A 9,603-nucleotide genomic window follows, 5' to 3' on the forward strand; every position below is an offset into this window, starting at 1 on the left:
CCTCCCAACATCTCATCTGCAGAGCAAACAATATGAACATTGCCTCATCCTGGAGGGCCGCCGCATGAACGAGTTCGCAATCGGCTACATGCCAGTCGCCGGCGGTTTCATCGCCTGGTTCCGCAAGGTGCACAAGTGCGACAACGAGATCCTGAAGGGCAAGGGCGGTCATCCGATCATCTACGAGACCAAGGCTGAAGCAAAGGCCGCGGCCGGCGAGGCGATTGTCGCCTACATCAACGGGCCACTGGTGAGGGACGGGGCGGTCGTCGAAGCTCAGTCCGCCGCCGACGCGGTGTTCAATGGCCTCAAACCCTTCATCCGTCAAAGGGGAAGCAAAAGGCGCACGGAAGTCGAGCGGAGGGAGAGGGCATGACGGAACTCTTCCAGCTCGTCGCCCCAGAGCAGAAGAAATCGCCCCGCGTTCGACGTGGAGGCTGGTCGTGGGGCCCCGTAGAAAATGCTCAGCTTCGCGTTCTGTCGCTTGGAGCCGGTATCCAGTCGACGACGCTTGCGCTCATGGCTCTGGAGGGCGTTGTGGGGCCGCGCCCAGATGTTGTCATTTTCGCTGATACTGGTGATGAGCCACTGACGACGATGGCGCATCTCGATTGGCTGGAAGGCGAGATCACCCGCCGAACCAACGGGCAGATGGCCGTTGTTCGTGTAACCGCGGGACGGTTGAGCGATCGAATCCGCGCTCGTGCCAATGGCGGCGGAAGCAAGTTGCAGGATCGGTTTGTCACCATTCCCGCTTTCACGGCCAACGGGGGTATGGGCAAACGCCAATGCACCCGCGATTTCAAGCTTGATCCCATGGCTAGAGAGAAACGACGCCTGCTGGGATACGCCAAAGGGCAGCGCGTCCCAACCGGCGTTGTCGTCGAGACGTGGATCGGGATTTCCACCGACGAGGTTGTCAGGGCCGGGGCTGCATTCGATCGGTGGGAAGTCACTCGATATCCCCTTCTTGAGCTGCGGATGAGCCGCCGCGACTGCGTTGCATGGCTCATACAGCATGGTTATCCGGTCCCACCGAAGTCTGCATGCGTCTATTGCCCATACCGCACCGACGCCGAATGGAACTGGCTCAAGATAAATGATCCGGAAGCTTTCGCTGTGGCTTGCGAGATTGATGTTCTCATACGTGACACCCCCGGCATGAAACATCAGGAATACCTTCACCGATCGCTTATGCCCTTAGCAGACATAGATTTCTCTGGGGCGAAAGACACAGGCCAAGGGATGCTTGACCTTTGCGAAGGAGCTTGCGGAGTATGACAGCCCACGTCCAGCCATCCACATACGAAGACCGCGTCATCTCCCGCGCCAAGGCCGCGAGAGCCGCATGCTACGGCAAGGCGAAGGTGGTGAACATCGCCCCGACTCTGCGCCTGCCTGCGGATGAACCACACGAGCTCGACGAGGGGAGAACCTTCCTCACACCGGTTGACTTCATCCGCTCCCGCTGCGCCTTGCGCTCCATCACCTTCGATCAGATCACCGTGCATGACCGGGCGGCCGCAATCGTGTCGGTTCGGAACCTGATCATCCGCGAGACCAACCGGCGCTATCCCGACATGTCGATCGCGCAGCTGGCGAAGTACTTCCGCAGGAACCACACCACCATCCTGCATGCCCTAGGTCGCATCCCTGAGAAGGCGAAGCGCGTGCTGCATTCGGGAGAGCGGGACCGCCTTGCTCGGGAGCTTTATCACCAGGGTCTCTCCATCGCTGAGATCGCCCAGCAATTGGGCGTCGTCGAAAGCACCGTGAGGGGCATCAGGAAGCGGCACGGATGGGAGGCGAGGACGGAATGACACCAGCCGGCGCCCACCGCTGCGATATCTATAAGGTCGCGCGCCAGTGCGGCGTGAAGCTGTTCGACGGCTCCAAGCATAGCCCGACCAGCCGGAAGGCATTCGAATGCTACTGCAAGCCCACGGTGCGCGATATCGGCCGAGATCATGGCGAGGATCACCTCCGCCTCGTCTTCATGCTGATGACCGGCACCAGGGCCAACGCGGCGGAACTGTTCGCCGACATGATCAAGGCGGTGTCGGCGCTGCTGATCGAGAACCCGGATCTCGTGAAATCGCCGACGCTCACCAAGGACTTCGATGCGATCGACCTCGGCAGCCTGCGCCGCAAGATAAAGGCCATGCGGATGCCGGTCGAGAATTGGAAGGCGCTGTATGTGCTGATTTCGGTGCGCTTTTACAGGCCCATCCAGGGCGATCTTTTGGACATGATAGGAGGAGCGGCGTGAACATGGCAGTGTTTCAGGACTGGACATATGAGCAGGTGCGGGCGCGGATCGTGGAGGCTGCCGAGACGCTTCTCGCCACTCCGGCATGCCTCGGGCCTCGCATGGCTGGGGGCGCCATGGGTGACGTTGTCCGCGAGATCGGAGAGAGCTACGGCTACGGCACCACCAGCTACCGCCGCGTCCTCGCCCCCGGTGCGCTTTCCCGAATGGAGGAAACATGGACCTGGATCAACACCTTCCTCGGCGAGGTCGACCGCAAGCTGGTCTACGATTACAGCTTCATCAAAACCCGCAAAGGCATGTATCTTGAGCGGTATCTCGAACGAAATGACATGGTGCGCCGAACTTTCGAACGCAAGATTAATCGGTGCTGTCAAACAATTGCATTAGCTATCAACCGTAAGCATTTGGTTCGGTTTGATAATCCCATGGACGGCGTGTCGCAAATCAGCGTAGAACACACGTCATCAACGGTATCGTCCGAGAAGTGCGCCACACACTGGATCGCACCGGACGGAAGGCCGCATATCGACCCTGGTCTTCCCTCGGAAAGAACACTCGATCACCGGGCGATCCGGGCGCGGCATAGTGATCGAAACCGCAGCCTCGGAGCGAGGTGATTACACGGCCGGAGGCTATACGGAGATGTCCCCGGCATCCTGTTCCAGCGCATGCCGGGCCATCTCGGCAACGTCAGAGGGCAGCGGGTTGTCGGATTTACCTGTGGCCTTGATCTTGATTGCGGCCCATTTCGCAGCGGCGATGTGGATCGGCCTGGTGGCACTCTTGCCGCTCTCGACATCTTCATAGCTACGGAGGGGCATCCCCATTGCCTCGGCCATCGCGACCTGAGTGACGCCGATCTGATTTCGCATTATCTTGAGGTCCATTGAAGGTCTCCAAACGATTTGATACATTTCGGGAACCGGAGAGGTGGTCTAGACCCCTCCGGCCCCCGGTTACCGGCTAATGGAGATTGTCAGTCTCCATCTTCCGATCCGGACTTGGACGGTGAGCTTGATGCTCATGAGGCCCTCCTAGTCCTACCGAAGCGGGATTGCTTCGGTGAAACTGTTATCCCACGGAAACCGTGGTGATGCAAGAGAAAAACCACGGAAACCGTGGTAAAAATACGAAAGCCGTCCGACTTGTCATCGGGCGGCTTTTTCATTTCAGCAGGCAGGGCAAACGGTAAGCCGCGCGGCTCACGATTGGCCACGGCGGGCATTCACTTCTCTTTAGTAACGGCATTCATAAAACTAGAGCCGAATTCAGTTAAGCGGTACTCCTCGAGCACTCTTGTGCCTCTTTGACTGCGGTCAGGGTTTAAGGTGGGCTTTTCGTCGACTTTGTAGATCGCTGCCAAACCCATCGAAAAAAGGTGCTGAAAATAGAAGTCAAAGTTGTTTGGGAACTGCAGGGTCTCCCGCGACATCTCGTCCAATTCAACCCTGATGTTCTTCCAGTGCGGCGGCGCAGGGTGATTTATGTCCATCGTGTATCGCTTTTTGGCTGCCGCACCGGCCTTCTGGTATCGGTGGATCTCATGAAGTATTTGCGCCTCGTCTGCAGACAATTGTCTGATCACCTGCGTGTACGCAGGATGCGCAAGGTGCACATTGTCGATATCCATGCTTCGCTTCAGAAGCTCAGAGAACATCTCGTCTATTGCGGTATCCGCAGGCTCGTATTTTATCGCCTCGATTGTTGGCCCTAAAATTTGCGGCGGTGGTGACGCCCTTCGTTCTTCTGGAATTCCGCGTAGAGATTTGTCGATAAACCGTGACAAACGGTCTTGAAGTCGGCGCCGACCTGGAAAGGAGCGAGTGCTAGGCGAAGTGTTTTAGTGATGTCCTCAATAGCGGCCCCGGTCTGTTTCATTCCAGGCGAGAGTGCATCAGAATAGGCATCTTTGATGGGAATTTGCTTTGCGAGTTCAGTGGCTACGGCGGTTGCTAAATCCGGGACATCAGGCATCGTTCTTATCCAATGGTTGCATCACAACGAAACGATGAACGGCCATGAGTCGCAAGGCTTGCCGCAACACCATCCACACAATCCACAGCTCGGTCACCTCTGTCATCGACACGTCGCCCACATTCCTCCGAGGTGACAGATGCCGGTTCTGAAAAATGCCCGTCATGAAAGGTTCGCCCAAGCCCTCTCCCAAGGCAAGACGGCGGATGAAGCATATGAAGCAGCGGGTTACACTGCGAACCGGGGTAATGCAGCACGGTTGAAAGCAAATGAAAGCATCATGAAGCGCGTTCGAGAGATCGCCGCTCGGGTGTCCGAAAAGGCCGAATGGTCGGCCGCTGACAGGCTTCTCGCCCTCAAGGCGATCTTCGACAGCAATGCCGAGAAAGACGCGCGTGTGGCCATCGCTGCCATCGCCGAAGCGAACAAGATGCAGGGCAGCTACCCGCCCACGCAATTGCGCCATGCCGGACCGACCGGCGGTGCCATCCCAACCGTCGACCTGACGAACATGAGCGCCGATGACCTCGAACGCCTCGAATCTATCTTGGGTCCGCTTGCCGGTGGACCCGGCGGAGATGATGAGGCTGATCCGGGCGGAGAAGGCGAGGCGGGCGGCTGAGGCGGAACGGCAGAGGATCGCTAAGGATGCAGAGCGCATACGGGCGCGCTGCCAGACCTTGGCTGGCTTCGTTCATGAGGCATGGCATGTGCTGGAGCCTCGGGCGCAGTACGTTCACGGATGGCACGTCGACGCCATCTGCCAGCACCTCGAGGCGGTGACCGACGGCCAGATCAATCGGCTGCTGATCAACGTGCCGCCAGGCTCGTCGAAGTCGCTGCTGGTCTCGGTCATGTGGCAGGCATGGGAGTGGGGCCCTCGCGGTCTCTCGTCCATGCGTTACCTGACGACCTCGTTCAACGATGGCCCGGTGAAGCGCGACACCCGCAAGTGCCGCGACCTTATGTTGTCGGACTGGTATCGCTCCCTTTGGCCTGAGGTGGAGCTGAACCGCACCGGCGAGACGTCGTTCTCGAACACCAAGACAGGGACGCGTGAGGGTGTGCCGTTCGGCTCCCTGACGTCCCAGCGCGGTGACAGGCTGGTGATCGACGATCCGCACTCGACAGAGACGGCGGAGTCGGCGGCCGATCGACTGGCGACGACCAGAAAGTTCCGCGAGGGTGCGCAGAACCGATTGAACGACCAGGAGCGGTCGGCGATCGTCGTCATCATGCAGCGCCTGCACGAGGAAGACGTCTCTGGCGTCATCCATGAGGTCGGGATGGAATACGTCCATCTCATGCTCCCGATGGAGTTCGAGCCGGACAGGGCGTGTGAAACCGAAATCGGGTTCAAGGATCCGCGCACCGAAGACGGTGAGCTGCTGGACCCGGTCCGCTTCGGTCCGGAGGCGGTCGCCAAGCTAAAGCGCGATATGGGCAGCTATGCCTATGCCGGGCAGTATCAGCAGCGGCCGGCGCCTCGCTCCGGTGGTATGTTCCAGCGTGGTGACTTCGAGGTCGTCGATGCTGTGCCGGCCGGTGCCAAGCGGGTGAGGGCATGGGACTTCGCGGCATCGAAGGAGAAGCCTGGCAAGCAGCCTGACTGGACCGTCGGTCTGCGCATGGCCTACTTCAAGGGCACCTTCTATGTGGAGGATGTCGATCGCGGGCGCTGGTCACCGAATGAGGTGAACACGAAGCTCAAGAACCACGCCTCGCAGGACGGGCCGACGGTCACCATCCGGACCCCGCAAGATCCGGGCGCCGCGGGCAAGGCGGACGCCGAGACGAAGGTGAAAATCCTTGCCGGATATGCGGTGAAGGTGGTGCCGCCAACCGGTGACAAAGCTACCCGCGCCACTCCCGCATCCGCCCAGGCTGAAGCCGGGAACGTGAAGCTGCTGCGGGGTCAGTGGAACAAAGAATTCTTGGACGAGGTCTGCTCGTTCCCGAACGGCCAATTCGATGACCAGGTCGACGCCTTCGCCGATGCTCTGAACGAGCTGGCGCTTGGATCGTCCTTCTCCTTCGATAACTTCTGAGGAATCCCATGGGAAATGTCGTCTCGATGCTGAGGGACGGGCTGATGAGCCTTGCGTCCCGCATGGGGACCGACAGGGACAAGGCTGCCACCACCTTCTATGCCCAACCTCTGCTCAGCGACGAGCAGATCATCGCGGCATATCGCGGATCCTGGCTGCCGCGGAAGATCGTGGACATCCCTGCGCTGGACAGCTGCCGCAAGTGGCGCGACTGGCAGGCGAAGAAGCCCCAGATCGAGGCGATCGAGGATGAGGAGACGCGCCTCAACGTCAAGGGCAAGATCCTGGAGGCATCGAAGAAGGGCCGGCTGTTCGGCGGCGCCGCGGTTTATATCGGGACGGGCGACGCGAACCCGGCCGAGGCGCTGGACGTGGAGCGTGTCGGCAAGGGCGGCTTAAAATACCTTACGGTGATGACACGCCGGCAGCTGACGGCTGGCGAGATCGACCGGGATCCGGCATCGGATTGGTACGGCCGCCCGAAGCTCTACAAGCTCAGCGGCGCCAACGGCATGCAGATGGACATCCATCCCTCCCGGCTAGTCATCTTCAACGGGGCCATGTCGCCAGATGAAGATTTCAACCAGGCGGTCAACCTCAGCTGGGGCGAAAGCGTACTGACATCAACGCTCGACGCGATAAAGAACGCGGATAGCACCGCCGGCAACATCGCCTCGCTGATCTTCGAAGCCAAGATCGATATCATCAAGGTCCCTCAGTTCTCGGCAAACATCGGCAACCAGGCTTATGAGGACGCGGTGCTCCGCCGGTACACGCTGGCGAACACCATCAAGGGCATCAACGGCACACTCATCCTCGACAGCGAGGAAGAATATGAGAGCAAGAACGCTTCCTTCGCGGCCTTAACCGACATCTTGATGGCATTCATGCAGATCGTTTCGGGAGCGGCTGATATCCCGGTAACCCGTCTCCTGGGCCAGTCGCCGGCCGGCATGAACGCCACCGGCACGTCGGACATGAAGAACTATCACGACCGAATCCAGTCCATGCAGGAGCTGGAGATGCAGCCGGCGATGATGCGGCTCGACGAATGCCTGGAGCGTTCCGCCGGCGTCACCGATCCGGACGTCTACTATCAGTGGGCACCGCTCGAGCAGATGAGCGAGAAGGAGCGGGCCGAGATCTTCAAGACCACGGCGGATGCTGCCCGGCAGCTGGTGGGCTCGACCGCAGGGCAGGAAATCATTCCGCGCGAAGCCGTCTCCGATGCTCTAGTCAACCGTCTGGTCGAGGATGGCGTCTTGCCGGGCTTGGACGCCGCGATTGAGGAATACGGCAAGCTTAGCGAGCAGGAGCCCTCGGAAGAGGAGCTTACCGCCGCGGCAGCCGCAGCGAACCAGAACCGGCCGCCGGCCAACCGGAGGCAGGCAGCGAACGACTCCGCACCGCGCACGCTGTATGTTCGACGCGACGTCATCAACCGCGTTGAGATCGTCCAGTGGGCGAAAGAGCAGGGGTTTACCAACATCGTGCCGGATCTGCACGTCACGATCGCCTACAGCCGCACGCCGGTCGACTGGTTTGCCATGGGTGAAAGCTGGGCTTCGCGGCTTGAGATCGGAGCAGGGGGCCCGCGCCAGATGGAAGGCTTTGGGGCCGATGGCAAGTACAAGGCTCTCCTGATCACCGCCGTGGAGCTGATCTGGCGTCACCGCGAGATCGTCGAGAAGGGTGCTTCGTGGGAATGGCCGGAATACCAGCCCCACATCACCATCCAGGTCGGCGGCGATATCGATCTATCCAAGGTCGAGCCATACCAGGGCAGGATCATCCTTGGGCCGGAGATATTCAAAGAGATCAAGGAAGACTGGCAGAAGGGCATAAACGAATAAAGAAACAAGGCTAATTGCGAGGCCATGGGTAGCAGTCATCAACTAGCAGATGGCCGAGGACGTGGACAAGGTCCACATCGATTGCGCAGGTGGTGCCTGCCCTGTCGACTTCAACAAGTGAGCATGATCAAGGGCGCCTCTGGCGCCCTTTGTCATGGTGCAATATTTCCCTATAAATACTAGTAGTTGCCTTCAATGGAGTCGGTCTATAGAGGGTCTCACTCCGACGCCCACCCAGAGGTGCCTCATCTAAATGCTCCCTGATATATTTTTCCCAAGCAGCGTGTTGCTGCTGAAATTTGTCTACAAGCTGTTCATTGAGCAAGAGGTGAAAGCGCTGGACGTCTTTCGGGCGCTGTGTGCCTTTCCGCTCGATATGGCATTTCTGTCGTTTTCGTTCTTCGCGGCATTCGTCTACAGCATCCCGCCTCAACCTTCGGCAGCGTTCTCGCAGAAGGATGTCTTGAGCGCATTCCTAATATTTCTGGTCCTTACGGTGATAGTCACTGCCCTTTGCCGGAAGACGGACAAGGCTATGGTTGCAGCTCATTATTGGAAAAGCGGTATGCTAGCCGTATTCAACTACTGCATCGCTGTCTCGCTTTTGATCGGAACCCTTGCGATTGGAGGGGCACTGTGACCGAACTGACCATCGACAAACTCTGGGAAATACTCCCAATAATATCCGGCGTTGTTGCCGTTTTTGCGACCGCAATCACCATCATGACCGCCGTCCTGATTTCGCGCAGGAGTTCTTACTACAACGACGCACTCAAGAAGGTGGAGCTGTCTGCTGTACGAAGCTCTCTTGAGGCCGAGATCGCGAGGCTCAATCGTGAACTCGTCTTTACGAATGAGCGGTTTCAGGAGGTGAACCATTTGGTCCTCTCCGGGCAGCGGAGAGTGGGCGTGAACAGAAGCGCCAAACAGCCCACGCCCTTCTTGGAGCAGTTCGGCATCACCGAGCAGGACTTGGAGGTAGACGACAAGCTGATCTTCGTCCTGACGCCTTTTGCTTCAGAAGAGAGTGAAGTTTTCCGGGCGATTGCTGACGCATGTCGGGAAGAAGGTTTTCTCGCGGTACGCGGTGATGAGCAAAAGGTCCAAGGGGACATCCTCACGCACGTCATCAAACAGATCTGCAAAGCGAAGCTCATCGTTGCCAACGTTGGCTCAAGAAATCCCAACGTCTTCTATGAACTGGGGCTTGCTCAGGCTCTAGGGAAGCAAACTTTGCTGGTGGCGCAACACGAGTCTCATGTTCCGTTCGACCTACAAAGCATGCGAGTTGTATTCTTTGATAACCCTGGAGAACTGCACAAGCTGCTGCCAAACGTAATGCTCCGGGTGATGGCCGGATAAGATAAGGGCGCCAGATGCGCCCTTATCATTTGCAGTAGAAGGGCTCTTCTTATCTTTCGGCGCCGCGGATACGACATCCCGATTTGCCTTCTCG

General features: G+C 58.8%; 13 protein-coding genes. 9 read left to right on the forward strand and 4 right to left on the reverse strand.

Going from position 1 to position 9,603, the window contains the following annotated elements; genetic code table 11:
- Window positions 1-64 precede the first annotated feature (64 nt).
- Window positions 65-376, forward strand: a complete 312-nt coding sequence (locus C5L10_RS14150; protein WP_245448002.1) for a hypothetical protein — start codon at window positions 65-67, stop codon at window positions 374-376.
- On the opposite strand, the gene C5L10_RS34900 is transcribed toward C5L10_RS14150, so the two are convergent.
- A complete protein-coding gene (locus tag C5L10_RS34900) occupies window positions 325-1,185 on the reverse strand; it encodes a hypothetical protein (protein WP_172717034.1) in 861 nt (286 codons plus the stop codon). The two genes, C5L10_RS14150 and C5L10_RS34900, sit on opposite strands and share 52 nt — an antisense overlap.
- A 92-nt stretch (window positions 1,186-1,277) precedes the next feature.
- Between C5L10_RS34900 and C5L10_RS14160 the strand changes: the two genes are divergently transcribed.
- The 3 genes from C5L10_RS14160 to C5L10_RS14170 are packed head-to-tail and all read left to right on the forward strand — an operon-like array spanning window position 1,278 to window position 2,889.
- Entirely contained in the window at window positions 1,278-1,820 is a 543-nt protein-coding gene (locus C5L10_RS14160) for a helix-turn-helix domain-containing protein (protein WP_105430202.1), read from the forward strand.
- Window positions 1,817-2,269 carry a hypothetical protein gene (locus C5L10_RS14165; protein ID WP_105430203.1) on the forward strand — a complete coding sequence of 151 codons (453 nt, stop codon included), beginning with the start codon at window positions 1,817-1,819 and terminating at the stop codon, window positions 2,267-2,269. Before C5L10_RS14160 ends, C5L10_RS14165 begins: the two co-directional genes overlap by 4 nt.
- Entirely contained in the window at window positions 2,266-2,889 is a 624-nt protein-coding gene (locus tag C5L10_RS14170) for a hypothetical protein (RefSeq protein WP_172717035.1), read from the forward strand. Before C5L10_RS14165 ends, C5L10_RS14170 begins: the two co-directional genes overlap by 4 nt.
- 15 nt (window positions 2,890-2,904) lie before the next feature.
- Here the strand turns inward: C5L10_RS14170 and C5L10_RS14175 are convergent, their stop codons facing one another.
- From C5L10_RS14175 to C5L10_RS33655, 3 genes are all read right to left on the reverse strand, one after another.
- Window positions 2,905-3,159 carry a helix-turn-helix transcriptional regulator gene (locus C5L10_RS14175; RefSeq protein ID WP_105430205.1) on the reverse strand — a complete coding sequence of 85 codons (255 nt, stop codon included), beginning with the start codon at window positions 3,157-3,159 and terminating at the stop codon, window positions 2,905-2,907.
- Between the two features lie 338 nt (window positions 3,160-3,497).
- The gene (locus C5L10_RS14180; RefSeq protein ID WP_105430206.1) at window positions 3,498-4,058 is read right to left on the reverse strand and encodes a DUF4393 domain-containing protein; all 561 of its coding nucleotides are present in this window, start codon (window positions 4,056-4,058) and stop codon (window positions 3,498-3,500) included.
- Complete coding sequence (locus C5L10_RS33655) at window positions 3,983-4,246, reverse strand: hypothetical protein (protein ID WP_172717036.1); 264 nt, start codon at window positions 4,244-4,246, stop codon at window positions 3,983-3,985. The genes C5L10_RS14180 and C5L10_RS33655 overlap by 76 nt, the downstream gene beginning before the upstream one ends.
- 139 nt (window positions 4,247-4,385) lie before the next feature.
- Between C5L10_RS33655 and C5L10_RS14185 the strand changes: the two genes are divergently transcribed.
- From C5L10_RS14185 to C5L10_RS14205, 5 genes are all read left to right on the forward strand, one after another.
- The gene (locus tag C5L10_RS14185; RefSeq protein ID WP_105430207.1) at window positions 4,386-4,868 is read left to right on the forward strand and encodes a hypothetical protein; all 483 of its coding nucleotides are present in this window, start codon (window positions 4,386-4,388) and stop codon (window positions 4,866-4,868) included.
- Window positions 4,825-6,294 carry a phage terminase large subunit gene (gene terL, locus C5L10_RS14190; protein ID WP_105430208.1) on the forward strand — a complete coding sequence of 490 codons (1,470 nt, stop codon included), beginning with the start codon at window positions 4,825-4,827 and terminating at the stop codon, window positions 6,292-6,294. Before C5L10_RS14185 ends, terL begins: the two co-directional genes overlap by 44 nt.
- 8 nt (window positions 6,295-6,302) lie before the next feature.
- Window positions 6,303-8,147: an anti-CBASS protein Acb1 family protein gene (locus C5L10_RS14195; protein ID WP_105430209.1), complete on the forward strand. Its 1,845-nt coding sequence runs from the start codon at window positions 6,303-6,305 to the stop codon at window positions 8,145-8,147.
- 253 nt (window positions 8,148-8,400) lie between these two features.
- Entirely contained in the window at window positions 8,401-8,787 is a 387-nt protein-coding gene (locus tag C5L10_RS14200) for a hypothetical protein (RefSeq protein WP_105430210.1), read from the forward strand.
- Complete coding sequence (locus C5L10_RS14205) at window positions 8,784-9,509, forward strand: hypothetical protein (protein ID WP_105430211.1); 726 nt, start codon at window positions 8,784-8,786, stop codon at window positions 9,507-9,509. The genes C5L10_RS14200 and C5L10_RS14205 overlap by 4 nt, the downstream gene beginning before the upstream one ends.
- Window positions 9,510-9,603: the final 94 nt, after the last annotated feature.

The organism is Neorhizobium sp. T6_25, from assembly GCF_002968555.1.
Lineage (GTDB): Bacteria > Pseudomonadota > Alphaproteobacteria > Rhizobiales > Rhizobiaceae > Neorhizobium.

What these genes read in the sequence shown, in the direction of transcription:
- C5L10_RS14150 (WP_245448002.1), top strand. Translation starts at nt 65, where the DNA reads ATGAACGAGTTCGCAATCGGCTACATGCCAGTCGCCGGCGGTTTCATC.
- C5L10_RS14160 (WP_105430202.1), top strand. Translation starts at nt 1,278, where the DNA reads ATGACAGCCCACGTCCAGCCATCCACATACGAAGACCGCGTCATCTCC.
- C5L10_RS14165 (WP_105430203.1), top strand. Translation starts at nt 1,817, where the DNA reads ATGACACCAGCCGGCGCCCACCGCTGCGATATCTATAAGGTCGCGCGC.
- C5L10_RS14175 (WP_105430205.1), bottom strand. Translation starts at nt 3,159, where the DNA reads ATGGACCTCAAGATAATGCGAAATCAGATCGGCGTCACTCAGGTCGCG.
- C5L10_RS33655 (WP_172717036.1), bottom strand. Translation starts at nt 4,246, where the DNA reads ATGCCTGATGTCCCGGATTTAGCAACCGCCGTAGCCACTGAACTCGCA.
- C5L10_RS14185 (WP_105430207.1), top strand. Translation starts at nt 4,386, where the DNA reads ATGCCGGTTCTGAAAAATGCCCGTCATGAAAGGTTCGCCCAAGCCCTC.
- terL (WP_105430208.1), top strand. Translation starts at nt 4,825, where the DNA reads ATGATGAGGCTGATCCGGGCGGAGAAGGCGAGGCGGGCGGCTGAGGCG.
- C5L10_RS14195 (WP_105430209.1), top strand. Translation starts at nt 6,303, where the DNA reads ATGGGAAATGTCGTCTCGATGCTGAGGGACGGGCTGATGAGCCTTGCG.
- C5L10_RS14200 (WP_105430210.1), top strand. Translation starts at nt 8,401, where the DNA reads ATGCTCCCTGATATATTTTTCCCAAGCAGCGTGTTGCTGCTGAAATTT.